This window comes from Rhizobium sp. AQ_MP, from assembly GCF_014237835.1.
Classification (GTDB): Bacteria; Pseudomonadota; Alphaproteobacteria; order Rhizobiales; family Rhizobiaceae; genus Allorhizobium.
The window spans coordinates 220,651-245,286 of the sequence record NZ_JACJVI010000005.1 but is presented as its reverse complement, the minus strand read 5'-3'; the positions used below and the strand labels follow the sequence as shown (position 1 = coordinate 245,286).

Below are 24,636 nucleotides of genomic sequence, written 5' to 3'. Positions count from 1 at the left end.
GACCGCCCGCGCGGTCATTGGGGGCTTTCTCCCGCCGGTAGACGTTCTTTCCCCGTTATCGCGACCACTCGACGGTTCCGTTTCGGCGGAACTTTACCTTGCCGCTTCCGGTCCGCCGGCCGCGGCGCAGACGACAACACGGGAATAAGGAACTCTCCCATGGCCACCAAGGGCACCGTTAAATTCTTCAACCAGGACAAGGGCTTCGGCTTCATCACCCCGGAAGGCGGCGCAAAGGACGTCTTCGTCCACATCTCCGCGCTGCAGGCATCGGGTCTCCAGACCCTGAAGGACGGCCAGCAGGTCACCTTCGACACCGAGCCGGACCGCATGGGCAAGGGCCCCAAGGCCGTCAACATCCAGGCTGCCTGATCAAGATTTCGAATGGCGTCCCCCGGGACGCCATTTTCGTTTCCAGGACCAGAAAAACGCCGTCCAGAAAAACGCCGAAATGCCGCGCTAGGACTTACTCCGCAGCGGCAGAAGCGCTGGACGTACCCTGTGTCTTAGGCCCGCTGGCAATGTCGACCGCCGCAAAGGCCTCGGCGATCAGATCCGGCGAAACACCCGGCTTCGTCGCCTCAGACGACAGGATCTGCCGGTAGCGGCGCGCCCCGGCATAGCCCTGGAACAGCCCGACCATATGCCGCGTCACATGGTTGAGCCGTCCGCCCGAAGCGATCACCCGCTCCGCATAACCGATCATCGCATCACGCACCCGGTCCCAGTCGACCGAAACAGCCGCTTCGCCATAGATGCGGGCATCGACCTCGGTCAAAAGCGTCGCATTGTGATAGCTCGCCCGCCCGAGCATCACCCCGTCCATGACGCTGAGATGGGAAACCGCCTGATCGAGATCGGTGATCCCGCCATTGATGCCGAGGAAAACACCGGGATTTTCCCGCTTCATCCGGGTGACGAGTTCGTAATCCAGCGGCGGAATTTCCCGGTTTTCCTTCGGCGAAAGCCCCTTCAGCCAGGCCTTGCGGGCATGGATCCAGATCGCCTCGGCGCCCGCCCCGATCATCCGGGCCAGAAAATCGGGCAGCACCTCCGACGGCTCCTGCTCGTCCACCCCGATCCGGCACTTGACGGTCACCGGCACCGTCGCCACCTTTTTCATCGCGCCCACACAGGCCTCGACCACCTCCGGCGTCTGCATCAGGCAAGCCCCGAAGGTCCCCGACTGCACACGGTCCGACGGGCATCCGACATTGAGGTTGATCTCGTCATAGCCGTAATCGGCCGCGATCTTCACCGCCTCGACAAGCTTTGCCGGATCCGACCCGCCGAGCTGCAGCGCCACCGGATGTTCGGCATCGCTGAACGACAAGAGCTTCTCCCGCGGCCCATGAATGATCGCATCGGCCACCACCATCTCGGTATAGAGCAACGCGCGGGCCGAAAGCTGGCGATGGAAGAAGCGACAATGCCGATCCGTCCAGTCGATCATAGGTGCAACGGCAAACACCGCCCGCCCATAGGGGGCGGGACCGGGAATGGCGCGGGTCAGGAAGTCGGGTACCGTCGTCATGGCCGCGCCCATAGCACGCTTTTGCCGTAAAGGACACCATCGACCCACAAGGCTTCGGATCAGCTTAGAGGCGCACAATTTGAGGCGCTCGGCGCTTCAACGCGCCAAACGCAGCCTCACTCCCCGGCTGAGAACTGCAGCGGCCATTCGGATGGCTCGCTTTGCACGCCGTCGCATTCGATTTTCTCGCGATACTCCATCAGCTGGAATTCGAAGGTCTCGCCCGGCGCATCCATCAGGCGGAAAACCTGATAGGTGCCGCAATCCCCCTCGCCGCGCCCGAGCGAGGTCGAGAGAAACACGCCCTTCTCGGCAAAGACCTCCGGGTTCATCATCTGGGCATTGTTCTCGCCCTCGAGCGCCGGCGGATTGGGCAGGCTCAGCATCGTCGCCCAGTCGGAAGGCGGATCCTGGGTGATCGCGAAGATGCTGGTCCCCTGGTACGCACCGAGGAAACACGGTACTTCCCAGAGAATGAAACTGCCGGACAGGCCATAGCGCTGGCCGGGATAGGCCAGCGTATCAGGCTCGCTGCATTGATCCGGCGCATAGGTCGCAATCTCGCGCCGCACGGCAGCAGGTACCTCATTTGTCGAAGCAAGCAGGACCGGCGGCGCAAGCGGCAGACCGACAGGTCCGGTATAGGGCGACGCACCGCCCGCGGCGGCGCCCTCATCGGAAACCTGTTCGGCAGGCGCCGCAGCCGTCTCAGGTTCAGATCCTCCAGGGCAACCGATCACTCCCTTGGCGCCCGCAACAAATGGGGGAAGATCCGGCCGCACCACGGTCACCGTCGCCTTGCCGATCGTCTGCAGCGAGCCGGTGACAACGGCCTCCTCGATCCGCACAAGCACATGCGTCTCATGGTCGACACTGGAATAGAGCCGGTAACCGAGCCGCGACGGCGGATCGAAATCGCCGCGTGCACTTTCATTGAGCGCGATCTTTTCCTTGCCGATTTCGACGACCGCCTGCATCTCGACGCCATCCTTGTCGTAGGGCATGTAGATCAGATAGGCGTATTTGTCGGTGTCGGGATCCTTGTTGCTCTGCCAGAAGGCGAGATGGCAGGTGCTCAAGCCGCCTTCGATCTCGTGTTTCCCAAAAAGCTTCAGATCGATGGACGGCTCCTCCGCGCGAACGGAAGAAGCGGCGGTCGCAAGAAGCGAAAACGCCAGGCACGGCAACAACAGAAATTTCATGATCCCCCCGGATCCCGGATCACACGTCTGGCCCCAGCGGCACGGCGATCCCCGATGGCGAGGCTAGCGGGCGAGCCTGATTTGCACAAGCAGCCTGAGCGCGTGTCGGCTTCAGAGCAGGCCGAGTTCCGCGAGTTCCCGCTTCAGATCGTCGGGCATGTTCTCGATATTGGCGCCGGAGGCTGACAGGTCGCGGGGCGCCGCATCCGCCTCCAGATAGCGCCAGCCCTGGAACGGGCGGCGCGGTGCCGGCGCCACCTCGATGACTTCGGGTCCGAGGATCAGCTCACAGCGCGTAATGCCATCGCCACCGGTGAAGGTCTTGATATCAAGCAGCTTCTGACGGGCCGAAAGCTGGCCCTTGATGATCCAGTAGAGCGATCCGCCATCAAGCAATTCTTCCGTTCGCTTCGGGACCATGCGGGTGACATGCGAGGAATGCGGCTCCAGACCCGCTGCAACCGCCACGAGGCAGCGTTCGGCGACCCAGTCGCGCAGATCATCGATGGAGTCGGCTCCGACGCAGAGCTTGAGGAGATGCAGTGCCATGACATCCGAGATAGCCTGTCCCTGCGGCGGGTCAAGGGCCGGGGTGTCGCAGAGGTGATGTGCTCAACAGATTCGGTGGCGTAAGGGCCGCGGGGAGAATGTCTCACATGCTGTTGAGAATGAAGCCCTGGAAACCAGCACGAATCTGGATCTGGAGTGCGATCTCGATTGCTCCTCGGACCGATCTCCAGCTCCTTTACGCAACGCCGGATTGAAGCATTGCCACTTCGTTTACCCCCCCAAACAGATGCAACCTTATAGTACAACACGATTACGCCAAAAACCACCAAAGCATAATCCAAAGCCACCCTGCAATTCACGCAGTCGTTTAAAATTCTCTTATCAATAAAATCATTAATTTTGCTTATCAAGACGAATATTGCATGCATCATCCCTACTCTAATTCTCAGAGGTTTCACGAATCTGCTTTGTACGATTCAGACCGACAGACCGCCGAGAATTCTCTCACGACTCTAAAAATCTATAGACTGCGAAATACATTCCGAGAATTCCGAGGCATATCCAAACAAGATCCAACAGCAGTCTGCAGGCGTAACAGTTTTCAAAGAGCTTCCCATCCAGAGAGGCTCTAAGCTTGCTCAGCAAGACAATCATCGCATGCATCAGTTTTCACCGAAGATCGAGTGACTCCGTATCAACATTCGACAACGTTGACGGCCAACCCGCCGAGCGAGGTTTCCTTGTATTTCTCGTTCATGTCGTTGCCGGTCTGGCGCATGGTTTCGATCGCGGCATCCAGCGGCACGAAATGCTGGCCGTCGCCCTTCAAGGCCAGGGACGCGGCGGTGACGGCCTTGACGGCGCCGAGCGCGTTGCGCTCGATGCAGGGTACCTGCACGAGGCCGGCGACCGGGTCGCAGGTCATGCCGAGATGATGTTCGAGCGCAATTTCGGCAGCATTTTCAATCTGCTCCGGCGTGCCGCCCATGACCGCAGCCAGACCGGCGGCGGCCATGGCCGAGGCCGAACCGACCTCGCCCTGACAGCCGACTTCCGCGCCAGAAATCGAGGCATTGTGCTTGATGATCCCGCCGATGGCTGCTGCCGTCAGCAGATAGTCCCGGATGCCTTGCTGGTCGGCATCGGGATGGAAATGCAGGTAGTAGCGGATGGTCGCCGGAACGACACCGGCTGCCCCATTGGTCGGCGAGGTCACGACACGGCCACCGGCGGCATTCTCCTCGTTGACCGCCATGGCATAGACGGAGAGCCAGTCATTGGCGAGAACGGGATTGAGGCGGTTGGAGCGCCATTCTTCCTGCAGCTTGTCGTGGATCGATTTGGCCCGGCGGCGGACCTTCAAGCCACCCGGTAGCTGGCCTTCCTGGCGCAGACCGCGATCGATGCAGCTCGACATGGCATCCCAGATCCGGTCGAGACCGGCATCGAGCTCCTCGGGGCTGCGGACCACTTCCTCATTCGCCCGCTTCATCTGGGCAATCGACAGGCCTGAGGACGCAGCCATGGCCAGCATCTCCTTTGCCGACGCAAAGGGATAGGGCACCTTCTGGCTAGAGGCCTGCTTCTTCTGCTTCTGCATGGCGAGAAGCTCGGTATCGGTGACGACGAAGCCGCCGCCGATGGAATAATAGATCTGGGTGAGCAGGACGCGCCCGTCCCTGTCGAGTGCAGACAGTCGCATGCCATTGGCATGGCCCGAGAGGGGCGTCTTCTTGTCGTAGACGAGATCGTCCTTCGGCTGGAAGATATAAGGCGGATGGCCGGGCGGCGTCACGCGGCCGGTCCGTTCGACCTCCGCGATGATCGTCTCCATGCGATCGGGATCGACACGATCAGGCGCCTCCCCCATCAGGCCGATGATGACGGCATTGCCGGTGCCGTGACCGATGCCGGTATAGGCGAGCGATCCATGCAGACTGGCCTTCAACGCGGCGACATGCGTACCTGCCGGACGTGGCCACTGGTCGGAGAGAATGAGCTCGAGAAACCGGTTGGCCGCCGTCATCGGACCCATGGTGTGGGAACTCGAGGGGCCGACGCCGATCTTGAACACGTCGAAAACCGAAAGAAACATGGGGCTCCTCGCATGCGGGATAAGAAAGCACAAAGGCTAGGGTCGAAACCCAATCAGGATAGTGGTTATGCAAGCTCACTCTTGTGACTGAGCAGGAGGAAAGGTGCAGGAAATGCTGATCATTTTCAAACCTTTCCGACGCCCGCAGGCACAAGAGCGAGCTTGTCCGAAGGATTGGCAATGATGGGCCGACTGATCGCAATCAATGCTCGACAAGACCTATGGGTCTTGCCTTGCGCTTGTTTGCTTCCATTCAATCCCATCATCGCCAACAGAACCGCTATCCTGGTTGGGTTTCGACCCTAGAGCATCGCGTAACACGAATGCTCCTTGCAATCGACATCGGCTTTCATGGCCGCGACATGGTGGAGATGGTATCGAAAGCGCCGAAACGCAAACAGCGCGGCCGTGAGGACCGCGCTGTTTGATCAATCGCCTGTGGCGGATGTCAGATCGTGCCGAAAAGGTAGGCCAGGCACATAACGCCGGCAAAGCCCATCAAGGCACGGAATGTGACACCCCAGCACGACTTCTGGAAACTGCCTTCCATGAAAACTCCGTGTGAGAACACATTCACAGGAAAGCCGTCCCCCGACCGCTTTCTGACGCCTGATCTATTAAAATCGGAGCCGGTTCGCAACTGCAAAAATGGCAAAAGGAAGGCGCAGATTGCGTAGCAGGCATGCACAGGCTGCATGGATTGTCGAAATTTCAATGAGATAGCGGAACTGTGGATTTCGGACCACCGGCAAAGCCCCGCCCCAATTCAGGCCAATATCTTTCAATTGGTTAATTCTGATTGTGGAGAAGGCGCTCCACGGGATAATGCCGCACGCCATCGGACCTTGAGGGATTCGCTGACATGACCATCGTCGACTACTGCGCCATGGCGCTCTTCATCCTGCTCTGGGTGGCCTATGCGCGCATCACGGGCGAGCAGGTCATCTGGCAACGCACCAGCCTGACCAAAGCCATGGCGGAGCGGCGGCGCGAATGGATCCTGAATTCCATGAATCGCGATCTCAAGATGATCGATACCCAGATCATGGGCGGCCTGCAGAATGGCACGGCTTTCTTCGCGTCGACGACGATCTTCGCCATCGGTGGCTGCTTTGCGCTGCTCGGGGCGACCGAACAGGTCGATGCGATCCTGAAGGACATCCCGTTTATCGTGCAGGGCGGCCGGGCGACATTTGAACTCAAGGTCTGCGGGCTGATCGCGCTGTTTGCCTATTCCTTCTTCAAGTTCGGCTGGTCCTACCGTCTGTTCAACTATTGCACCATCCTGTTCGGCGCGATCCCGATGAGCGAGGAGGCCAAGAAGGACCCGAAGCGGGCCATGGAGGCGGCGGAACGCACGATCCAGATGAACATCATCGCCGCCAGCCACTTCAACATGGGCCTGAGAGCAATCTTCTATTCCATCGGTTATCTCGGCTGGTTCGTGAGCCCCTGGGTCTTCATGATCGCGACCGTGCTGGTCTTCATCGTGCTGTTGCGCCGGCAGTTTTTCTCCGAGGCGCGCCTTGCCCTCATCAACAGCAGCGATACCTGATCACGGGGCGTCGCTGGCCAAGGCCTTGAATTTGCCGTCTTTGGTGACGACCCCGCCGAACCGCAAGGCGATGACACGGACGTCGCTGAAGAGCTGAAGGAAGACGACGTGGCAGACCAGACCGATCCCCGAGCCGCCCCGCCCCGACCGCGCCTGCTCGCGCTCGACGCGGCCCGCGGTCTCGCGCTGATCGCCATGGCGACCTATCATTTCAGCTGGGATCTGGAATTCTTCGGCTATCTGGCGCCCGGAACTTCGACACAGGGCTTCCTGAAGCTCTATGCCCGGATGATTGCATCGAGCTTCCTCTTCCTTGCCGGCTTCAGCCTCGTGCTTGCCCACTATCCGAAGCTCAGACTGCAGCCCTTCCTGCGACGGCTGGGCGTCATCGTCGCTGCTGCAGCGGCGATCTCCGTGGCCACCTACTGGTTCACACCGGACAGCTGGATCTTCTTCGGCATTCTGCATGCCATCGCCCTTTCGAGCCTGATCGGCCTCCTCTTCCTGCGCGTGCCCCCGCTGTTAACGCTGGTGGCCGCCGGGATAACGATCATATTGCCCGAACTGCTGCGCTCGCCGACCTTCGACGCGCCCTGGTTCTTGTTCCTCGGTCTGTCGGAGACGCTGCCGCGGTCCAACGACTACGTGCCCCTCCTGCCCTGGATCGGTGCGCTGCTGACCGGCATCGCGGTTGCACGCCTCATGGTTGACCGCCACCGGCTCGCATGGATCGACCGGCTGCCGGCGGGTCCGCGCTGGTTGCGCTGGGGCGGCCGCCATTCGCTCACCGTCTATCTGCTGCACCAGCCGGTGCTGATCGCCGGACTTTACCTGTTCAGCCTGGTCGTGCCGCCACCGGCGGCCGATCCCATCGCAGGCTATATCGGCAGCTGCGAGGCCAGTTGTCTCGACCAGGGGAACGAAGCTCAGCTCTGCCAGCGCTTCTGCGCCTGCACGCTCGAGCGGCTCCAGGCGGAGAACCTGTTCGAGCCACTCCAGTCCGGCGCAATCTTGGGCGATCAGGATCAGCGCATACAGACTCTGGCGCAAGAGTGCACGTTGACGAGCCAGTCTGCACCATAGGATCAAGTCTCGACGAGAGGACGCATAGGATCGAGATTTGGCAGAGGGGGGAGTTCTTCAATGAATGCCTACCGTACGAAGCCTCTGAGATATCCCTGGCCACCCCTGCTCTATTTGACGGGCATTCTGATGGCCATCGTCGCCGGCCGCATGGCGGCCCTTCAGCCCATGCCGTCGCCGCATCCGCTTCTCTTGCCTTCGATCGGGTTGACCATTGCTCTGTTTGCGGTCAGCCTCGACATATGGGCCGTGCGCACGCTGATGGAGCGCCAGACGCCGGTGCTCGACACGGGATGCGCCCGTCACCTCGTGACCTGTGGCCCCTTCCGCTTCAGCCGCAATCCGATCTATCTCGGCTACACGCTGTTCACGCTGGCGCTCGGTCTGATGTCGGGTAACAGCTGGTTTTTCGTCGCGGCTTTCGTCTCTGTCACGGCCACACGGCTGGTGGCGATCCCCAGCGAGGAACGCCACTTGGAGGCCCGCTTCGGCTTCGACTATGAAAGCTACCGCAAGCGGACGCGGCGCTGGATCTGATTCGGATGAAGTGTGCGCGCTTGTCTCAGGTGCCGACGCCGATTTCGACCAGGCGGGTGAGACAGGCCTCCTCGGCCTGATCGAGTTCCGACAGGGTCTCGTCGATGTCACGACGCTTCTGCCGCAGGTCCTCGCGCTTCTCGTCGATCTTCTTCATCATCAGCTTGAGCTGCCCGATTTCGCCCGGGGGCTCCTTGTAAACATGGACGATTTCGCGGATTTCGGCGATCGTGAAGCCGATACGGCGGCCGCGCAGGATTTCCTGCAGCAAACGGCGATCGGCAGCGCGATAGAGACGCGTGCGGCCCCGACGCTCCGGATGCAGCAGACCTTCGTCCTCGTAGAAACGCAAGGTGCGCGTCGAAACACCAAATTCACGCGTGAGCTCTGTTATGCTATAAAATTTCTTCACGGCCATCCGATCCTGTCTGACCGTGCATGATATTGACTTTTACGTACAAGTCAATTTTTCGCCTGCCGGGCAGCGGTGCCTTAACAAGCGCGCCCCGCATCCGCTGTGCCGCTTGTCACATGAACCACCAGGTCGCAAGGCCGAGGAACGAGAAGAAGCCGGTCATGTCTGTGATCGCGGTGACGAAGACCGCGGATGAAACGGCGGGGTCTGCCCCGGCGCGGTTGAGGATCAGCGGGATCGTGATGCCCGCCATAGCGGCTGCGAACATGTTGATCAGCATGGCGGTGGTGATGAGACCGCCGATCGAGATATCCTGGAACCACAGACCGGCGACAAGCCCGACCGTACAGCCGAAGACGACGCCGTTGATCAGACCGACGCCGGCCTCGCGGCGTACGACCCGGAACGCATTGTGGATGTCGAGATTGCGGGTCGCGAGCGCCCGCACCGTCACCGTCATCGTCTGAGAGCCGGCATTGCCGCCCATGCCGGCGACGATCGGCATCAAGACCGCCAGCGCAACGATCTCCTGGATGGTTGCCTCGAAGAGGGAAATCACCGAGGCCGCCATGAAGGCGGTGACGAGATTGACGGCAAGCCAGGGCACGCGCGAGCGCGAGGTTTCGATGACCGTGTCGGAAAGTTCTTCATCACCGACACCGCCAAGGCGCAGCAGGTCCTCTTCGGCCTCCTCCTGGATCACGTCGACCACGTCGTCGATCGTGAGAACGCCGACCAGGCGCTCGTTCTCGTCCACGACGGCCGCCGACAGAAGGTCATACTGTTCGAAGAGCTGGGCAGCCTCCTCCTGGTCCATTTCGGCCGGAATCGGATGGTTGGTCGGATGCATGATCGTTTCGATCTTCACCGCGCGTTTGGTGCGCAGGATCGCATCGAGATTGACGGCGCCGAGCAGCTTGAACGTCGGATCGATGACGAAGATCTGGGTGAAGCTCTCGGGCAGATCTTCCTCGTCGCGCATGTAGTCGATCGTCTGGCCGACCGTCCAGAAGGGCGGCACGGCGACGAACTCGGTCTGCATGCGCCGTCCTGCCGAGCTTTCGGGATAGTCAAGCGCCCGGCGCAGGCGGACCCGCTCGGTAAATGGCAGTTGCGCGAGGATCTCCTCGCGGTCTTCGTCGTCGAGGTCTTCGAGGATGTAGACGGCGTCGTCCGAATCGAGATCGCCGATCGCCGCGGCGATCTGCTCGTTCGGCATCTGGTCGACGATCTGCATGCGGATCGCTTCGTCGACTTCGGTCAGCGCCGTCATGTCGAAGTCGTCGCCGAGAAGGCGGATCATCGCAAGACGCTGGTCGGGCTGGATCGCCTCGATCAGGTCACCGAGTTCCGATTCGTGCAGCTTGGCGACGTTCTGGCGCAGGAAGAGCACGTCGCGATCGGCGATCGCCGCACCCACCATCGTCAGGAAGTCGTGACGGATGGAGCCTTCCTCGTCGTAGATATCGTCATGAAGCTCGTCTGCCACCGGGCGGTCGAGGTGCTCGTCTTCGTTCTCAGTCATTTGAACCTCACCTCCTGGCGGGATGCCTCGACGCCCGGAGAATGGCCGCAAAAACCTTCAAGTCAACAAGCAGATAGCGGAAAATTGCCAAGCCCTGTGCAAAGCCCTGCCGGGCCTGATAGCCTGGCCGGGGACACGGCAGTCCACCGCCCATCTCATGCTTCCAGACACGAGCCCATCATGACCCGCCTGACCATCCGCCGCTATCCGGACCCAGCCCTGAAAACCGTGGCGGAAGCCGTCGCCGATTTCGGACCCGCACTCGCCACTCTTGCCGACGATCTCTACGAGACGATGAAGGCTGCTCCCGGGGTCGGCATCACCGCCCCCCATTGCGGCATCGCGAAACGGCTGACCGTGATCGAGCTCCCCGAGCTCGGCGGGCGGCGCGACTATGTCAATCCGGAGATCCTATGGTCCTCGCCGGAGATGATCACCCAGACCGAAGGCAGTGTCTCCATGCCGGGCCTCACCGACGAAGTGACGCGACCGAGGGCGATCCGTATTCGCTACCAGACCCTGGATGGCACGGTCGCCGAGGAGGATCTCGAGAATTTTGCCGCGATCTGCATGCAGCATGAGATCGACCAGCTCGATGGCGTCTTCTGGATCCAGAAATTGTCGCGGCTCAAGCGCGAACGCCTGCTCAAGAAATGGGAAAAGTCGGCGCGCTGAGCGCCACGTCGAACAAAGCCAGTCACCGGGCGTTATCTCCGTCAGACAGAGACATGAAGGAGCCCTCCATGGCCAAGGACGACCGCAAGACCGAGTTTTCCCGCGAGGACGACTACCGCGACTACGATCAGCGCAACATCGGAGACGGCTGGCCCTATGCCGACGGCCCAGGGGCCACCGCTAGCCCGGTCGAGAATCGCGGTTACGGCGAGACCGGCGCCAACTTCGACCGAGACCGCAATGAGGGTTTTCGAGTGGATACCGTTGACGCGGAAGGCTTCGAGCCTGACGTCGCGACGCCGGTTCTGCCCACCACGCACGGGCGCGAAGACGACGATCAGTTGGAATCCGATATCGCGACAGCACTTGACGGGCTGGACGACACCCTGCTGGCCGGTCTCGACATCCATGTCGACGGTCATGTCGTGACGCTGCGCGGCTCGGTCGACACGGCCGAGGAGCGACGCATGATCGAGTTGAAGGTCTTGGGCGTGAAGGGCGTCAGCGACGTCAAGAACTTCATCACCACGCTCGGCGTCGACAGTCACATTCCCAGTGACACCAACTGAGAAGTCGTTGAAATCACGGCAACAAAAAACCCGGCACGAAGGCCGGGTTCTTTTTTGGTGCGGTCGAGAAGACTCGAACTTCCACGGGTTGCCCCACAGCGACCTCAACGCTGCGCGTCTACCAATTCCGCCACGACCGCATCGTGGTAGGCGCCGAATTGCTCCGGCGGGGCTGCATGTAGCAAAAGCCTCTGGGGTCCACAAGCCCGGCGTGACAGATTTTTGAAAATTCGTCATGCCCGGTGGAAAAGCCGGGCAGACAGCAGCGCGGACTGCCCTTGAAACCCCGGGCTTTTCTTGCCAAATACAGGGAAAACAAGGCTTTTCGCCAATCCACAGCCGAAGGCAGAATTCATGCTCCGCACCGAACTCGACCACGCCATGCATGCCAGCGAGGGCTCGCACCCGGTGCGTTGGCGGGTCTCCGACGGGCTCGTCGGCTATGAGGAAGCAGTCGCCGAAATGGAGCGGCAGGTGGCGCTGATCGCCGATGGAAAGGCCGATGAACTGGTCTGGCTGGTGGAGCACCCTCCCCTTTATACGGCGGGTACCAGTGCCGATTCCAAGGATCTGATCGAGCCGGACCGATTCCCCGTCTTCGCCACCGGCCGCGGCGGCGAATATACCTATCACGGGCCGGGACAACGGGTGGCCTATGTCATGCTCGACCTGAAGCGCCGGCGACAGGATGTGCGCGCATATGTGGCAGCGCTCGAGGAAGTGGTGATCCGCACGCTCGACAGTATGAACGTCAAGGGCGAACGCCGTGAAGACCGAGTCGGTGTCTGGGTGCGCCGGCCCGAAAAGCCGCTTTTGCCGGATGGCACGATGAGCGAGGACAAGATCGCCGCACTCGGGATTCGCCTGCGCCGCTGGGTCAGCTTTCACGGCCTGTCGATCAATGTCGACCCCGATCTTGGCCATTTCACCGGGATCGTGCCCTGCGGGATCTCCGCCTATGGCGTCACCAGCCTCGTTGACCTTGGCCTACCCGTGATGATGGCCGATGTCGACATGCGGCTGCGGGAAGCATTCGAGGACGTGTTCGGTCCGACAGCGCCGGACCAATCCGCATGAGCGCTCAGGCGCGCCCCATCACCGGCCCGTCGAAATCGCCGCGCCCGCTGTGACGCTCGTCCCGGCTTTCATAGATCTCGATCTGCCGCGAGATCTTTTCGATCAGTCGTCCGCATTCCCGATGCGCATCCGTCAGGCGCTGAAGTTCGAGCTTCAGGGCTTCGAGCGGCAAATCGCCGGCTTCCTGGACCGGCCCGGATCCCACACCCGTCATCAGCCACATCGGCGAGACACCAAGGATTCCGGCCAGATCGATAAGGTTGGAGGGGCGCGGCTCCGATCGGTCGGCCTCCCAGGCAAGCAGGTTTTCCCGTTTCACGCCGATCCGGTTTGCCACGTCGGCGAGAGACAGACCGGATGCGTCACGGGCGGCCGACAGGCGCCCTCCCAGCGTATCGTCGCTCGAATCGGTCATCCGGGGGATGGGTCTGCCTTTGGGCATGCGTGCTCTCCTGATCGTTCAGAGCCGCCGGGTTCGTTGAAACCGGCGGGAGGAACCGCTCCGCTCTTAAACGTACCTTAGCACGGACAAGAACCGAGGGGCTTTCTGCAGACGCCACTGACAAGTGCGAAACCGCCGTCACCCGAAACCAGCAGACGCTGCGCAAACGCTCAGAAAACGCGCAAGGTCGGAAAAGGTTCCAAATCTCTTTTGCTTGATCACGCGCCTGCGCCGTGCATGGTCTGCTCAATCCGTGCCCTTCGTCATGCATGAGTCTCCCCGCCATGAACAACGCCTCTTCCACTCCCCTCCGCGGCATGGTCCTGATGGCGGGCTGCATGCTGGTGCTCCCGGTGATGGACGCCATCGCCAAGTACATGGCGACGGTCGAAGGCATGTCGCCGGGCCAGGTCACCTTCTATCGCTTCTTCTTCCAGCTCGCTTCGGTCCTGCCGGTGCTTATCGCGCTGAACGGCCTTCGAGCCTTCTCGGCCAAACGTCCCTGGATGAACCTCCTTCGCGGCGCCATCCACGGTGCGGCGAGCCTGATGTTCTTCATGGCCGTCAAATACATGCCGCTTGCCGATGTCTTCGCCATCTATTTCGTTGAGCCCTTCATCCTGACGGCCATGTCGGCACTCTTCCTCAAGGAGAAAGTCGGCTGGCGCCGCTGGCTGGCAATCGCTGTCGGCTTTGGCGGCGCCATGATCGTCATTCAGCCGAGCTACCAGGTCTTCGGTGTAACGGCGTTGTTGCCGGTCGCCTGCGCCTTTCTCTATGCGCTCTACATGTTCCTGAACCGTGCGATCGGCGAGGCCGACACGCCGATAACCATGCAGACCATGGCCGGGATCGGCGGAACCCTGTTCATGGGCGCAGCCCTGCTCATGGGAACGGCAGCCGGCGAGGCTGACTTTGAGATTTCGTTACCGTCATCGTCCCTGGGCCTAGGATTGTTGATCCTGCTCGGTGCCATCTCGGGCTACATCCACCTGCTGGTCGTGCGTGCTTTCCGCATGGCGACGTTGTCCGTGCTGGCCCCCTTCCAGTATTTTGAAATCATCGCGGCCGTCGCACTCGGCTATGTCCTCTTCGACGAATTCCCGACCCCTTCGAAATGGCTCGGCATCCTGATCATCGTTGGATCCGGCCTCTTCATCCTGTGGCGGGAACAGAAGCGTGCAGCGCCAAAACCTGAGATTGTCGAAGCCGGCTGACGCCAGTCTGGGATACACGGCATTTTAGCGATTTCGTCGACGAAATTCTAACGCCTCTCGCCTAGTTTGGGTCTGCATTTCAGCACCTTCGGGAGAGAGTTCTTGGCGACGCATCAGGCCGCAGTGTTTCTGGCCGCCTTCAATCTCGGCCTGCTGTGGCTCCTGATGGCGGCACCGCTGGGACGCAGAACGATCCGCGTCAGCCGGCTCGTGCATGAGAGACCGGAAGAGGTCTGGAACGTCACACGCCCTGCCGGCAACCAGACGGCCTGGCACCCCAATGTGATCTCCGTCACCCCCGTAGACGGCAAGCCCGATCTCGTGGAGTTCGCCTACCGCCATCTCGACCGTTACGGTCAGCCGGCGCGTCGAACCATGATCGTCGACCGGACCGCGATGACGGCAACCGGCAGTTTTTCCTGCGATCTCAGGGTCATCGGCGACAGCACGCTCGATCCCTCCTTCTGGGAGGGCTATCGCGAGAGCCGGAAGGTGGAGCGAACCCCGTTGGGCAGCCGGGTAACCTTCGTGCAGACCGACAATTATCGCGGCCTCGCCTTCTACCTGTTCCGACGCATGGCTCTCGCCCGCGAACTCGCCTCGCTTCGCGACCATATCGAGGAGCGGCCCAGTTCCAGCCTCCTGCATTTCGAGCATCCAGCATGGCAGACGGTCCTCGTGATCGTCTCGACCCTGATGCTCTGGCCGTTCTTCGGCCTGACGGCGACCGGCCTGATGATGTCCGTTTTTCTCACTCTGGTCATCCTGCTGCATGAACTCGGACACATGGTCGCCTACCGGGCCTTCGGTCACCCGAGCGCCAGGATGATCTTCGTGCCGCTTCTCGGAGGCGTCGCCATTGGAGGACGGCCCTACAACAGCCATTTCGAGATCGCGACCTGCGCCTTGATGGGCGCCGGCTTCTCCGCCCTGCTGGTCCCAATCCTGGTTGCGGCCCATCAGTCGGTGGCAGGCATCCCGCACCCGGTCGGCATGGATGGTCCGGCGCTGGTCTTTCTCGTCATTCTCGGCGCCTTCAATCTTCTCAATCTCCTGCCGACCTACCGATTCGACGGGGGGCAGGTTCTGCGCCAGGTCTTTGAGGGGCAGAGAGCGCTGGCGATCACCAGCTTTATCGTGACGGGCGTGATCCTCTGGGTCGGATGGCGGATCGGCCTCCAGGCACCGATGCTGATCGGAGGGCTCGCCATCTTCATTCTGCTGAGCATGATCCGGACGAAGTCGGTGAAGCCGCGCGAGGCGCTCCTGCCGATGAACGCGTCGGAGCGCCTGATGACCGGCTTCGGCTATTATGCGGCACTGGCCATGCATGCCTATGCGGTGATTTACGCCTGCGACCGCCTGTTCCTGTGAGTGATGAGAGCAGGCGCGCTTGACAGAGCCACGCCGTCGCGGTCCAAAAGCCGCATGGACACAGAAAACAACACGCTCGCTGCCGGCTTTTTCGACGTGCCGGACAACATGGTTGCAACCATCGTCACCTGCCTTGAAATGAAGGCGAAGCCGGCTCCCCGGCCCAACCCGCCGGCGGAAGGACTTTCGGTCGAACGATGGCCGAAGCCGACGATCGATGACTATCGCGCACTCTATAGCCGGGTTGGCGAGGACTGGCTCTGGGTCTCTCGCGCCGTGATGGCCGAAGACGCGCTGAAGGCAATCATTGAGGATCCACTGGTCGAAATCTACACGATGGCCCGAGATGGCGAGAGGCTCGGGCTGCTGGAGCTCGACTTCCGCGAACCCGGCCAATGCGAGCTGGCCTTCTTCGGCCTGGACCAGAGCCTCATTGGCGCCGGCGCCGGGCGAATCCTGATGAATGCGGCGATCGAGACGGCCTGGGCGAAGCCGATTACGCGCTTCTGGGTGCATACCTGCCATCTCGATCATCCGGCAGCACTGGCCTTCTACCAGCGCTCCGGCTTCACGGTGTACAAGCGCCTGGTCGAACTCTTCCAGGATCCCCGGCTGACAGGCAGGTTGCGGCCGGAAGCAGCACCGCATTTCCCCGCGATCCGAACCAAATAGGCAATAAAAATCAGACTTTTGAGAAATTTGGCGCGAGCTCTTGAGCCCGATGGTGCTGCCGTGCCAAAGTCGCCGCCAACGATTTGTCAGGGAGAAAAACCATGGATGTTCGCGCCGCCGTTGCCGTGCAGGCTGGAAAGCCGCTTGAGGTCATGACCGTTCAGCTCGAAGGCCCGCGCGCCGGCGAAGTGCTGATCGAGGTCAAGGCCACCGGCATCTGCCACACCGACGATTTCACGCTTTCGGGCGCCGATCCGGAAGGTCTGTTTCCGGCGATCCTCGGCCATGAGGGTGCAGGCATTGTCGTCGATGTCGGCCCGGGCGTCACCTCGGTGAAGAAGGGCGATCACGTCATTCCGCTCTACACGCCGGAATGCCGCGAATGCTATTCCTGCCTTTCCCGCAAGACCAACCTGTGCACGGCGATCCGCTCGACCCAGGGCCAGGGCCTAATGCCGGATGGGACAAGCCGCTTCTCGATTGGCAAGGACAAGATCCACCACTACATGGGCTGCTCGACTTTCGCCAATTACACGGTCCTGCCGGAAATCGCTGTGGCCAAGGTCAATCCCGAGGCGCCCTTCGACAAGATCTGCTATATCGGCTGCGGTGTGACGACCGGCGTTGGCGCCGTGATCAACACGGCCAAGGTTGAGATCGGCTCGACGGCCATCGTCTTCGGTCTCGGCGGCATTGGTCTGAACGTGCTGCAGGGTCTTCGCCTGGCGGGTGCCGACATGATCATCGGCGTCGACATCAATCCGGACCGCAAGGCATGGGGCGAGAAATTCGGCATGACGCATTTCGTCAATCCGAAGGAAGTCGGCGACGACATCGTTCCCTATCTCGTCAACATGACGAAGCGCAATGGTGACCTGATCGGCGGCGCCGACTACACTTTCGACTGCACCGGCAATACCAAGGTCATGCGACAGGCACTCGAATCGGCGCATCGCGGCTGGGGCAAGTCTGTTATCATCGGTGTGGCCGGTGCCGGCCAGGAGATTTCAACCCGTCCCTTCCAGCTCGTCACCGGTCGCCAGTGGATGGGCACCGCTTTCGGTGGCGCACGCGGACGCACCGACGTGCCGAAGATCGTCGACTGGTACATGGAAGGCAAGATCCAGATCGATCCGATGATCACCCACACCATGCCGCTCGAGGACATCAACAAGGGCTTCGACATGATGCACAAGGGTGAATCGATCCGCGGCGTCGTGGTCTATTGATGCCTGTGCCTTACACTGTCGACGTGCGGAGGCTCGACGAGTTCTCCGCCGCAGACCTCTACGACATGCTGAAGCTGCGCGTCGACGTCTTCGTCGTCGAGCAGCATTGCCCCTATCCGGAACTCGACGGCAACGACAAGGACTGCCTGCATCTGCGGCTGCTGCAGGATGGCGAACTCTTGGCCTGCGCGAGGCTCTGGCGTCCGACACCGGAGCAGCACCCGCGGATCGGACGCGTGGCGGTCTCGCCCAACCATCGCGGCAAGCGGCTGGGCGACTCGCTGATGCGCGAGGCAATTGCCGAAGTGGAGAGACGTTATCCGGGTGAACCGATCGAGATTTCGGCGCAGAGCCATCTGCAGAAATTCTATGGATCGCTAGGGTTTGAGGTGATCTCTGAGGAGTATCTGGAGGATGGGATTCCGCATGTGGATATGCTGCGGAAAGGATAGCCGATGCCCGAAATCTATGTCGATGCCGATGCCTGTCCGGTGAAACCGGAGATCCTGAAGGTTGCCGAACGGCATGATCTGCCGGTGACATTCGTCGCCAATTCCGGCCTTCGCCCTTCGCGTGACCCGATGGTCAAGAATGTCATCGTGTCAGGCGCCTTCGATGCGGCCGACGACTGGATTGCCGAGCGCTGCGGCGAAGGTGACATCGTGGTCACCGCCGATGTGCCGCTCGCCGGTCGATGCGTGGCCGCCGGTGCGTTGGTCACAGGGCCGACGGGCCGGATCTTCGACACGGCCAATATCGGCATGGCGACGGCCATGCGCGACCTTGGGGCACATCTCCGCGAGACCGGCGAGAGCAAGGGCTACAATGCCGCCTTTTCGCCGCGCGACCGCTCAGCCTTCCTAGAAACGCTCGACCGGCTGTGTCGTCGAGTGAAGAAATAAGCCCCTTGGGCATGAAACAAGGACAGATCTCCATGAACATCCTCTCCCAGAACACCGCCTTCGGCGGCATGCAGGGCGTCTTCTCGCACCAGTCGGAAGCGACCGGCACCGAGATGACCTTCGCCGTCTTCGTACCGCCCCAGGCGACAACCGAAAAGCGGCCGGTGCTCTGGTATCTCTCGGGCCTGACCTGCACCCATGCCAATGTCATGGAAAAGGGCGAATACCGCCGAATGGCCGCCGAGCTCGGCCTGATCGTCGTCTGCCCGGATACGAGCCCGCGCGGCAATGACGTGGCCGACGAACTCACCAACTGGAAGATGGGCAAGGGTGCGGGCATGTATCTGAATGCCACGGAAAAGCCCTGGGCCGAGCATTACCAGATGTATTCCTACATCACGGAGGAATTGCCTGCCCTGATCACTGAACAGTTCCGCGCAGACATGCACCGCCAGGCCATTTTCGGCCATTCCATGGGCGGCCATGGTGCCATGACGATTGCGCTGAAGAACCCTGAGCGCTTCAAGAGCTGCTCGGCCTTCGCACCGATCGTCAATCCACTGACCGCCGACTGGACGCAGGATGCGTTTGAAAAGTATCTCGGCTCTGACCGCGTGAAGTGGCGGGAATACGATGCCTGCGCGCTGGTGGAAGACGGCGCCCGCTTCCCGGAATTCCTGATCGACCAGGGCAAGGCGGACAGCTTCCTGGAGACGGGCCTTGCTCCCTGGAAATTCGAGGAGGCGGTGAAGGGGACCGATATCGGCCTGACGCTGCGCATGCATGAGCGCTACGACCATTCCTACTACTTCATCTCGACCTTCATGGAGGATCATCTGAAGTGGCATGCGGAAAGGCTGGGGTGACTTGATCCACAAACGTCGTCATGCTCGGGCTTGTCCCGAGCATCCGCTACCTTTGAATTGACTGCAACGTGAGTAGATCCTCGGGACAAACCCGAGGATGACGATGGGTGAAACCGGCGTGTGCCCCTCACCCGCGCCGATAGACGAACCGCTCGAAATCCGCTGCCTTGCCGCGTCCCGTGATGTCAAAGCAGAACATGCCGGCAAAGGCGCCGGTAAACGAGCCGTGCTCGCCGAAACCGCCCTCGTCGGAGACGACCCCGGCGTCAAGGACAGGGCCGACGGCCTGCCAAGCGCCCTCGCCTGCCACCCGCCAGAAAAATTGTAGGTCATTGTCGGTGATCTCCATGGCGAGATCGATCGCGCCCTCGGGGATCGACTGGCCCATGCCGATCGGGAAGGTCAGATTGCCGGAGGGGTAGTCGCCCGGGCAGGACAGGATGATCAGCGAGCGGCCCAGTTTTTCGTCTGTCGAGACACCCAGGGCGTGGAACTTGTAGCGGTTGTAGTAATGGGTGAGGCCAGCCACCTGCTGATAGGTTTCTGGCGCAAATTCAAGCCGCGTCTCGGCACGGAAGCGATGATGCTCCTGGCGACGAGCAATGAGCGACTGCTCGAACCAGGACCCGATGCTCTCGCGCCCGAAGAGGCGCAGGCGCCCTGCCCGCTCGCTCAGACTGAGCAGGCGCTCCGGCTGCGGCGTGCGCAGCCACTGAAATTCTTTCGGTAAGTCTGCGCTGTCGAAGGTTCTGACGATCTCAGCCGGTTCCTCGCGTTTCGTGGCGCCATTGGGCGTCGGGACTGCAACCGCGGGCACCACGCCGCCCTGCTCGAGATAGAGCCAGCCATCCTCCTTCCAGACGCATTTCTGCAGGCCCGTTTCGCGGCCGAGCGTGCAGCGGCGCTTCGGGGCCATGGGGCGGCCGCAGAGATGGGTATGGTAGACCTGACCGTCCGGCGTCTCCACATATTGCCCATGGCCGGCGCGTTGCAGCACGGCTTCCGGGTTGTCCTTCGAGGTGATGAGATGCGTGTCCGGATGCATCTCGTAAGGACCCTCGATCGCGCGGGAGCGTGCCATGGTCACGACATGGTCGTAGCCGGTGCCGCCTTCGGCGGTGGTCAAATAATACCAGCCATTGCGCTTGAAGAGATGCGGGCCTTCGACAAGCCCCTGTTTGCTGCCCTCGAAGATATTCCTGATCGGGCCGGTGAGCTTTTGCGTCTTCGGATCCCATTCCTGCAGCAGGATGCCGTCGAACTTGGCATGGCCGATGGTGTTGCGCGCCTCGGGGCGGTGGTTCCACTGCATGTTGAGAAACCACTTGCGGCCGTCGTCATCATGGAAGAGCGAGGGGTCGAAGCCGGAGGAATTGACGTAGATCGGGTCCGACCAAGGGCCTTCGATGGAAGGCGCCGTGACGATGTAGTTATGCGCGTCCTTGAACGAGCCCTCGAAGCGCTTGACGTCGGTATAGACCAGCCAGAACAGCCCGTCGGCATAGGACAAACACGGCGCCCAGACGCCGCCGCTATCGGGATTGCCGCGCATGTCGAGCTGGCTTGCTCGATTGAGCGGTCGGGTCACAAGCTCCCAGTTCGCGAGGTCGCGAGAATGGTGGATCTGCACGCCCGGATACCATTCGAAGGTGGAGGTGGCGATGTAATAGTCGTCGCCCACGCGGCAGATCGACGGGTCCGGATTGAAGCCCGGCAGGATGGGGTTGATGATCATGGTGTGTTTCCTCCTGCCTGATGGCTGATTTTACGTGAAAGATGCCCCTCATCCCCCTGCCGGGACCTTCTCCCCGCAGGCGGGGAGAAGGCGGAGACGGCGGCCGCTGTGCCACCTCCCCCTTGAGGGGGGAGGTCGCCGCGAAGCGGCGGGTGGGGGTGAACCATGCGAGTTTGGCATCTCCATTCGACGCTAAACTCTTCCACGTCACCCCTCCCCGGAGCTACGCTCCGACCCTCCCCCTCAAGGGGAGGGTTTTCGTTACTTCTTCTTTCGCGGCGGGCCCTTGCGTTCGGCTGAGGCCGCCCACAGGTTGATATCGGCGTCCTTGGCGAAGACGTCGATTTCTGCGAGTTCTTCCGCCGTGAAATCGGGCGTCTCGATCGCCTTGACGCAATCCTCGACCTGCGAGGGCTTGGATGCGCCGATCAGCGCCGTGGTGATGCGCTTGCCGCGCAGCACCCAAGCAAGCGCCATCTGCGCCAGCGTCTGGCCGCGCTTCTCGGCGATACGGTTGAGGCCACGGATGTTTTCGAGATTGCGCTCATTGAGGAAGCCCGGGTCGAGCGACTTGTCTTGGCTCGCGCGGGTGCCTTCCGGAATGCCGTTCAGATATTTCGAAGTCAGCATCCCCTGCGCGAGCGGCGAGAAGACGATCGAGCCGACGCCGAGCTCTTCGAGCGTGTCGATCAGCCCGTCTTCCTCGATCCAGCGATTGATCATCGAATAGCTGGGCTGGTGGATGAGAAGCGGAGTGCCGAGGCTTTTCAGGATCTCATAGGCCTCGCGGGTGCGCTTCGAATTGTAGGAGGAGATACCGACATACTGTGCCCTGCCCGACCGCACGATGTGATCGAGCGCGCCGCAGGTTTCCTCAAGCGGCGTATCCGGGTCGAAGCGGTGCGAATAGAAGATGTCGACATAGTCGAGGCCCATGCGCTTCAGGCTCTGGTCGCAGGAGGCGATGATATACTTGCGGCTGCCCCATTCGCCGTAAGGACCGGGCCACATGCCATAACCGGCCTTCGACGAGATGATCAGCTCGTCGCGGTAGCCACGAAAGTCAGTGCGCAGGATTTCGCCGAAGGCTTCCTCGGCGGTGCCGGGCGGCGGGCCGTAATTGTTGGCGAGATCGAAATGCGTGATGCCGAGGTCGAAGGCGGTGCGGCAGATCGCCCGCTTCGTCGCATGCGGCGTGTCCTGTCCGAAATTGTGCCAGAGGCCGAGCGAGATCGCCGGCAGCTTCAGCCCGCTCTTGCCGCAGCGATTATAGATCATCCGCTCATAGCGGTTCTCGGCGGGTGTATAGGTCATGGATGGTTCTCTCCCAGATGTCTGTTGAGCGATGCTGCCCCTCATCCGGCTGCCGCCACCTTCTCCCCGCGAACGGGGAGAAGGCCGATGCGGCGGCCGTGCTCCCCCTTCTCCCCGCCTGCGGGGAGAAGGTCCCGGCAGGGGGATGAGGGGCAAGCAACACCACTCCCCTTATCTAAGCAGAGCCTGCGCTTCGTCGATACCCAGGGCAGCCGGTTGGGTGCAGGTTGTCGACAATGTCACGAATTCCCCCGTCTCGCCCGACTTCAGGATCGACACCATGACATCGACACCATGCAGCGCGCGGTCGAGCGAGCAGCGGGCATCACGGCCTTCGAGGATCGCGACAGCCATATCCGCGAGGCCGGCCGTGCGGTAGTTGGCGCGTGGACCTTGCGGGCTCTCCTGGTTGTTGCGGCCGAAGGGGTGATCCCAGGCTTCCAGCGGCTGAATGTCCTTGTTGCGACCGGAGGCTTCAACATTGCCGCCAAAGAAGTTCGGATCCGGCACGTAGAGCGAGCCATCGGTGCCGTAGAGTTCCATGTTGGCGTGCCGGTGGCTCCAGACATCCCAGCTGGCGGACAGCGTGATTGTCGCGCCGTTCTGGAATTCCAGAAGCGCATGGATATTGGTGGGCGTCTTGACCGGGATCACCTCGCCGTTGCGCGGCTGGCTGGTGATGGTCCGGGTCTCGTTGGCCATCGAGGTCAGCGCCGCGACACGCTTGACCGGGCCGATCAGGTTGATCAGGTTGGCGATGTAATAGGGGCCGAGGTCGAGGACCGGGCCGCCGCCGGGCAGGAAGAAGAAGTCCGGGTTCGGGTGCCACATTTCCATCCCCGGGCTCATGACATGGCAGGTGCCGGAGGTGACACGGCCGATGCCGCCCTTGTCGATGAAGGCGCGGGCCAGCTGGTGCGCACCGCCGAGGAAGGTGTCAGGCGCGCAGCCGACCGACAGGACCTTGGCTTTCGCAATCGCACGCAAGTCCTCGCCTTGTTCGAGCGAGAGCACCAGCGGCTTTTCCGAATAGACATGTTTGCCGGCTTCGAGAATCCGTTTGGAAACCGGATAATGGGCATCCGGGATCGTCAGGTTGACGACGATGTCGACCTCGGGATTGGCGAGGAGCTCATCGATTGTCTGAGCCTTGACGCCATATTCAGCAGCCCGGGCTTCGGCGGCTGCCGGATTGATATCCGCGCAGGCAACGACCTTCAGGCCGCGAAACAGCGGCGCCAGCGAGAAGTAGGTGGTGGAGATATTGCCGCATCCGATGATGCCGACGCCGAGTTCGCGTGCCATGGAAATGTCCTGCTTGCTGCGAGTGGTTCAATAAGTCTTGAAGGATGCGATCGAGCGGGTGATCAGCCGGTCGATATCCTTGGGATTGTCGTGCTCGACGACGAAATGCTTCACGCGGGTGCTCTTCAGCGCCGCAACCAGGCCCTTCCAGTCGACGGTGCCGTGACCGACATCGGCCCAGCCGTCTTCGTCGGTATTTTCGCCCGCCGGCGCGATGTCCTTCACATGCACGGCGCTGATGCGCTTGCCGTAGCTTTCGATCCAGGCGAAGGGATCGGCCTTGCCGCGGATGACCCAGGCGATATCGGCTTCCCAGTCGAGTTCGGGACCGCCGGCGAAGATCTGTTCCTGCGGGGTGGAGCCGTCCGGCAGGGCCGCGAATTCAAAGTCGTGATTGTGCCAGCCGAAAACGAGACCCGCATCGCGCAGCGGCTTGCCGGCGGCCTGCAGGCGCTGACCAAAGGCAAACCAGCCTAAGGCATCGGTCGGGCGCTGGTCGGGCATCAGATAGGGGCAGTAGACGGCTTCGATGCCGAGCGTCTTGGCAATCTTGATGACGCGGGCCGGATCGTTCTCGATCATGTCGAGACCGAAATGCGCGGTCGGCATGGTCAGGCTGTTGTCATCGAGCTCCTTGCGGAAGGCGTCGAGCTCACCATCGGCCAGCGAGGCGTACAGGGCGCCGTAACCCTCGACCTCGCCATAACCGGCGGCCTGAAGCTTCGGATAGATGCCACTGAAGGGCTGGAAATTGCGGGCGCTGTAAAGCTGGAAGCCGAGTTTCGTCATCGGGTAGTCTCCTC

Annotated in this window: 25 protein-coding genes and 1 tRNA gene; 14 read left to right on the top strand and 12 right to left on the bottom strand. The window is 61.5% G+C overall.

The window, feature by feature from the left end; translation table 11 throughout:
• Positions 1-159 precede the first annotated feature (159 nt).
• Complete coding sequence (locus H6M51_RS10850; protein WP_113378816.1) at positions 160-372, top strand: cold-shock protein; 213 nt, start codon at positions 160-162, stop codon at positions 370-372.
• Positions 373-466: 94 nt separating this feature from the next.
• Here the strand turns inward: H6M51_RS10850 and dusA are convergent, their stop codons facing one another.
• The 4 genes from dusA to H6M51_RS10830 form a co-directional block, all read right to left on the bottom strand.
• The gene (gene dusA, locus H6M51_RS10845) at positions 467-1,534 is read right to left on the bottom strand and encodes a tRNA dihydrouridine(20/20a) synthase DusA (protein WP_281418948.1); all 1,068 of its coding nucleotides are present in this window, start codon (positions 1,532-1,534) and stop codon (positions 467-469) included.
• Between the two features lie 116 nt (positions 1,535-1,650).
• Positions 1,651-2,736, bottom strand: a complete 1,086-nt coding sequence (locus tag H6M51_RS10840) for a DUF1176 domain-containing protein (RefSeq protein WP_185809864.1) — start codon at positions 2,734-2,736, stop codon at positions 1,651-1,653.
• 111 nt (positions 2,737-2,847) lie between these two features.
• On the bottom strand, positions 2,848-3,285 hold the full coding sequence (locus H6M51_RS10835; RefSeq protein WP_185809863.1) for a DUF1489 family protein: 438 nt from the start codon (positions 3,283-3,285) through the stop codon (positions 2,848-2,850).
• A 655-nt stretch (positions 3,286-3,940) separates the two neighbouring features.
• Positions 3,941-5,341: an L-serine ammonia-lyase gene (locus H6M51_RS10830; RefSeq protein ID WP_185809862.1), complete on the bottom strand. Its 1,401-nt coding sequence runs from the start codon at positions 5,339-5,341 to the stop codon at positions 3,941-3,943.
• A gap of 862 nt (positions 5,342-6,203) precedes the next feature.
• Here H6M51_RS10830 and H6M51_RS10825 point away from each other — a divergent pair.
• The 3 genes from H6M51_RS10825 (at position 6,204) to H6M51_RS10815 (ending at position 8,516) form a co-directional block, all read left to right on the top strand.
• The gene (locus H6M51_RS10825) at positions 6,204-6,896 is read left to right on the top strand and encodes a DUF599 domain-containing protein (RefSeq protein ID WP_185809861.1); all 693 of its coding nucleotides are present in this window, start codon (positions 6,204-6,206) and stop codon (positions 6,894-6,896) included.
• 108 nt (positions 6,897-7,004) lie between these two features.
• Complete coding sequence (locus H6M51_RS10820) at positions 7,005-7,979, top strand: DUF1624 domain-containing protein (RefSeq protein ID WP_348644455.1); 975 nt, start codon at positions 7,005-7,007, stop codon at positions 7,977-7,979.
• Between the two features lie 60 nt (positions 7,980-8,039).
• A complete protein-coding gene (locus H6M51_RS10815; RefSeq protein WP_185809860.1) occupies positions 8,040-8,516 on the top strand; it encodes an isoprenylcysteine carboxylmethyltransferase family protein in 477 nt (158 codons plus the stop codon).
• Between the two features lie 25 nt (positions 8,517-8,541).
• Here the strand turns inward: H6M51_RS10815 and H6M51_RS10810 are convergent, their stop codons facing one another.
• Together H6M51_RS10810 and mgtE are read right to left on the bottom strand one after the other, a co-directional pair.
• A complete protein-coding gene (locus tag H6M51_RS10810; protein WP_185809859.1) occupies positions 8,542-8,934 on the bottom strand; it encodes a MerR family DNA-binding transcriptional regulator in 393 nt (130 codons plus the stop codon).
• A 109-nt stretch (positions 8,935-9,043) separates the two neighbouring features.
• Positions 9,044-10,456, bottom strand: coding sequence for a magnesium transporter (mgtE, locus tag H6M51_RS10805; protein ID WP_185809858.1), 1,413 nt, complete (start codon positions 10,454-10,456; stop codon positions 9,044-9,046).
• Between the two features lie 180 nt (positions 10,457-10,636).
• Between mgtE and H6M51_RS10800 the strand changes: the two genes are divergently transcribed.
• Entirely contained in the window at positions 10,637-11,131 is a 495-nt protein-coding gene (locus tag H6M51_RS10800) for a peptide deformylase (RefSeq protein ID WP_185809857.1), read from the top strand.
• Positions 11,132-11,199: 68 nt separating this feature from the next.
• On the top strand, positions 11,200-11,700 hold the full coding sequence (locus H6M51_RS10795) for a BON domain-containing protein (protein ID WP_185809856.1): 501 nt from the start codon (positions 11,200-11,202) through the stop codon (positions 11,698-11,700).
• Between the two features lie 55 nt (positions 11,701-11,755).
• On the opposite strand, the gene H6M51_RS10790 is transcribed toward H6M51_RS10795, so the two are convergent.
• A tRNA-Leu gene (locus H6M51_RS10790) sits at positions 11,756-11,840 on the bottom strand.
• Positions 11,841-12,054: 214 nt separating this feature from the next.
• Here H6M51_RS10790 and lipB point away from each other — a divergent pair.
• The gene (gene lipB, locus H6M51_RS10785) at positions 12,055-12,777 is read left to right on the top strand and encodes a lipoyl(octanoyl) transferase LipB (protein WP_185809855.1); all 723 of its coding nucleotides are present in this window, start codon (positions 12,055-12,057) and stop codon (positions 12,775-12,777) included.
• Positions 12,778-12,781: 4 nt separating this feature from the next.
• Here the strand turns inward: lipB and H6M51_RS10780 are convergent, their stop codons facing one another.
• The gene (locus tag H6M51_RS10780) at positions 12,782-13,219 is read right to left on the bottom strand and encodes a helix-turn-helix domain-containing protein (RefSeq protein ID WP_185809854.1); all 438 of its coding nucleotides are present in this window, start codon (positions 13,217-13,219) and stop codon (positions 12,782-12,784) included.
• Positions 13,220-13,503: 284 nt separating this feature from the next.
• Between H6M51_RS10780 and H6M51_RS10775 the strand changes: the two genes are divergently transcribed.
• The 7 genes from H6M51_RS10775 to fghA all read left to right on the top strand — a co-directional run bounded on the left by H6M51_RS10775 (position 13,504) and on the right by fghA (position 19,479).
• Positions 13,504-14,436: a DMT family transporter gene (locus H6M51_RS10775; protein WP_185809853.1), complete on the top strand. Its 933-nt coding sequence runs from the start codon at positions 13,504-13,506 to the stop codon at positions 14,434-14,436.
• Between the two features lie 102 nt (positions 14,437-14,538).
• Entirely contained in the window at positions 14,539-15,810 is a 1,272-nt protein-coding gene (locus tag H6M51_RS10770; protein ID WP_185809852.1) for a hypothetical protein, read from the top strand.
• A gap of 54 nt (positions 15,811-15,864) precedes the next feature.
• A complete protein-coding gene (locus H6M51_RS10765) occupies positions 15,865-16,482 on the top strand; it encodes a GNAT family N-acetyltransferase (protein WP_185809851.1) in 618 nt (205 codons plus the stop codon).
• A 101-nt stretch (positions 16,483-16,583) separates the two neighbouring features.
• Positions 16,584-17,711: an S-(hydroxymethyl)glutathione dehydrogenase/class III alcohol dehydrogenase gene (locus H6M51_RS10760; protein WP_185809850.1), complete on the top strand. Its 1,128-nt coding sequence runs from the start codon at positions 16,584-16,586 to the stop codon at positions 17,709-17,711.
• Positions 17,711-18,163, top strand: a complete 453-nt coding sequence (locus H6M51_RS10755; RefSeq protein WP_185809849.1) for a GNAT family N-acetyltransferase — start codon at positions 17,711-17,713, stop codon at positions 18,161-18,163. Before H6M51_RS10760 ends, H6M51_RS10755 begins: the two co-directional genes overlap by 1 nt.
• Positions 18,164-18,166: 3 nt before the next feature.
• Positions 18,167-18,613: a YaiI/YqxD family protein gene (locus H6M51_RS10750; protein WP_076397481.1), complete on the top strand. Its 447-nt coding sequence runs from the start codon at positions 18,167-18,169 to the stop codon at positions 18,611-18,613.
• Between the two features lie 32 nt (positions 18,614-18,645).
• Positions 18,646-19,479 carry an S-formylglutathione hydrolase gene (gene fghA, locus H6M51_RS10745; RefSeq protein ID WP_185809848.1) on the top strand — a complete coding sequence of 278 codons (834 nt, stop codon included), beginning with the start codon at positions 18,646-18,648 and terminating at the stop codon, positions 19,477-19,479.
• Between the two features lie 127 nt (positions 19,480-19,606).
• On the opposite strand, the gene H6M51_RS10740 is transcribed toward fghA, so the two are convergent.
• The 4 genes from H6M51_RS10740 to H6M51_RS10725 form a co-directional block, all read right to left on the bottom strand.
• Complete coding sequence (locus H6M51_RS10740; RefSeq protein WP_185809847.1) at positions 19,607-21,214, bottom strand: glycoside hydrolase family 43 protein; 1,608 nt, start codon at positions 21,212-21,214, stop codon at positions 19,607-19,609.
• Between the two features lie 261 nt (positions 21,215-21,475).
• Positions 21,476-22,528, bottom strand: coding sequence for an L-glyceraldehyde 3-phosphate reductase (mgrA, locus tag H6M51_RS10735; protein WP_185809846.1), 1,053 nt, complete (start codon positions 22,526-22,528; stop codon positions 21,476-21,478).
• Positions 22,529-22,699: 171 nt separating this feature from the next.
• Positions 22,700-23,833, bottom strand: a complete 1,134-nt coding sequence (locus H6M51_RS10730; protein WP_185809845.1) for a Gfo/Idh/MocA family protein — start codon at positions 23,831-23,833, stop codon at positions 22,700-22,702.
• 27 nt (positions 23,834-23,860) lie between these two features.
• Positions 23,861-24,622: a sugar phosphate isomerase/epimerase gene (locus H6M51_RS10725; protein ID WP_185809844.1), complete on the bottom strand. Its 762-nt coding sequence runs from the start codon at positions 24,620-24,622 to the stop codon at positions 23,861-23,863.
• Between the last annotated feature and the right edge of the window lie 14 nt (positions 24,623-24,636).

Excerpts from the sequence above, each read along its gene's own strand:
- H6M51_RS10850 (WP_113378816.1), top strand. The coding sequence starts at position 160 with ATGGCCACCAAGGGCACCGTTAAATTCTTCAACCAGGACAAGGGCTTC.
- dusA (WP_281418948.1), bottom strand. The coding sequence starts at position 1,534 with ATGACGACGGTACCCGACTTCCTGACCCGCGCCATTCCCGGTCCCGCC.
- H6M51_RS10840 (WP_185809864.1), bottom strand. The coding sequence starts at position 2,736 with ATGAAATTTCTGTTGTTGCCGTGCCTGGCGTTTTCGCTTCTTGCGACC.
- H6M51_RS10835 (WP_185809863.1), bottom strand. The coding sequence starts at position 3,285 with ATGGCACTGCATCTCCTCAAGCTCTGCGTCGGAGCCGACTCCATCGAT.
- H6M51_RS10830 (WP_185809862.1), bottom strand. The coding sequence starts at position 5,341 with ATGTTTCTTTCGGTTTTCGACGTGTTCAAGATCGGCGTCGGCCCCTCG.
- H6M51_RS10825 (WP_185809861.1), top strand. The coding sequence starts at position 6,204 with ATGACCATCGTCGACTACTGCGCCATGGCGCTCTTCATCCTGCTCTGG.
- H6M51_RS10815 (WP_185809860.1), top strand. The coding sequence starts at position 8,040 with ATGAATGCCTACCGTACGAAGCCTCTGAGATATCCCTGGCCACCCCTG.
- H6M51_RS10810 (WP_185809859.1), bottom strand. The coding sequence starts at position 8,934 with ATGGCCGTGAAGAAATTTTATAGCATAACAGAGCTCACGCGTGAATTT.
- mgtE (WP_185809858.1), bottom strand. The coding sequence starts at position 10,456 with ATGACTGAGAACGAAGACGAGCACCTCGACCGCCCGGTGGCAGACGAG.
- H6M51_RS10800 (WP_185809857.1), top strand. The coding sequence starts at position 10,637 with ATGACCCGCCTGACCATCCGCCGCTATCCGGACCCAGCCCTGAAAACC.
- H6M51_RS10795 (WP_185809856.1), top strand. The coding sequence starts at position 11,200 with ATGGCCAAGGACGACCGCAAGACCGAGTTTTCCCGCGAGGACGACTAC.
- lipB (WP_185809855.1), top strand. The coding sequence starts at position 12,055 with ATGCTCCGCACCGAACTCGACCACGCCATGCATGCCAGCGAGGGCTCG.
- H6M51_RS10780 (WP_185809854.1), bottom strand. The coding sequence starts at position 13,219 with ATGCCCAAAGGCAGACCCATCCCCCGGATGACCGATTCGAGCGACGAT.
- H6M51_RS10775 (WP_185809853.1), top strand. The coding sequence starts at position 13,504 with ATGAACAACGCCTCTTCCACTCCCCTCCGCGGCATGGTCCTGATGGCG.
- H6M51_RS10765 (WP_185809851.1), top strand. The coding sequence starts at position 15,865 with ATGGACACAGAAAACAACACGCTCGCTGCCGGCTTTTTCGACGTGCCG.
- H6M51_RS10760 (WP_185809850.1), top strand. The coding sequence starts at position 16,584 with ATGGATGTTCGCGCCGCCGTTGCCGTGCAGGCTGGAAAGCCGCTTGAG.
- H6M51_RS10755 (WP_185809849.1), top strand. The coding sequence starts at position 17,711 with ATGCCTGTGCCTTACACTGTCGACGTGCGGAGGCTCGACGAGTTCTCC.
- H6M51_RS10750 (WP_076397481.1), top strand. The coding sequence starts at position 18,167 with ATGCCCGAAATCTATGTCGATGCCGATGCCTGTCCGGTGAAACCGGAG.
- fghA (WP_185809848.1), top strand. The coding sequence starts at position 18,646 with ATGAACATCCTCTCCCAGAACACCGCCTTCGGCGGCATGCAGGGCGTC.
- H6M51_RS10740 (WP_185809847.1), bottom strand. The coding sequence starts at position 21,214 with ATGATCATCAACCCCATCCTGCCGGGCTTCAATCCGGACCCGTCGATC.
- mgrA (WP_185809846.1), bottom strand. The coding sequence starts at position 22,528 with ATGACCTATACACCCGCCGAGAACCGCTATGAGCGGATGATCTATAAT.
- H6M51_RS10730 (WP_185809845.1), bottom strand. The coding sequence starts at position 23,833 with ATGGCACGCGAACTCGGCGTCGGCATCATCGGATGCGGCAATATCTCC.
- H6M51_RS10725 (WP_185809844.1), bottom strand. The coding sequence starts at position 24,622 with ATGACGAAACTCGGCTTCCAGCTTTACAGCGCCCGCAATTTCCAGCCC.